This is a genomic window from Psychrobacter sp. 1Y4 (assembly GCF_051847555.1).
The window spans coordinates 1-654 of record NZ_JBPYDE010000682.1; the positions used below are offsets into that span (position 1 = coordinate 1).

The window sequence follows — 654 nt, forward strand, 5'->3', positions numbered from 1 at the left end:
TAGATAAATTACATTTCACCATAACCTCCTCCATAATAAAATAACCTACTGTAGATAAAAATGTCTTGCAAAAGATGATTTTTAGTGTAAATTATGTTCTATAGCAGGTCATAAAGCTATTAGATAATAACACTTTAATCTTTAGTAAGGATTTTACTATGAGTTATACCTATTTAACAACCGAAGAGCTGTCACAACGTATTAAATATGACAGCAAGACCATACGCAATCAACTTAAGGATGCGGTATTCATTGAGGGCGTTCATTACATCAAACCATTTGGAGGTAGAAAAATCCTTTTCATATGGCAAAAGATCGAAGAGTTAATGCTGACAGGCTACGACGATACCATCCCGTTTGCAGCGGGAGCGTAATCATGGCAAGTATCAATAGCCGTAATGGCAACCTATATTTAGATTTTCGATACATAGGCCAACGTTGTAGAGAGCAAACCTTGCTAGCAGACACTAAGTCTAATCGAAAGCGTCTAGAAAATTTCGTTAGTAAAATGCAAGCAGAGATTCAATTAGGTAGTTTTCGATATGAAAACTATTTTCCGCAGAGTAAAAAGCTTGAGCAGTTTCAAAGCTTAGAGCTCATGAGATCAACGAATAGCCATAAGGACTCAAGCTCAGACTTTGATTGCTTTAGCAG

General features: G+C 36.2%; 2 protein-coding genes. Both read left to right on the forward strand.

The genetic code is table 11. The annotated features are described in order from the left end of the window. Positions 1-158: 158 nt before the first annotated feature. A complete protein-coding gene (locus ACS8FC_RS18305) occupies positions 159-374 on the forward strand; it encodes a hypothetical protein (protein WP_020442991.1) in 216 nt (71 codons plus the stop codon). Positions 375-376: 2 nt separating this feature from the next. Continuing rightward, positions 377-654: Arm DNA-binding domain-containing protein (locus ACS8FC_RS18310; RefSeq protein WP_439297837.1), on the forward strand; the 278-nt coding region annotated here is incomplete at its 3' end.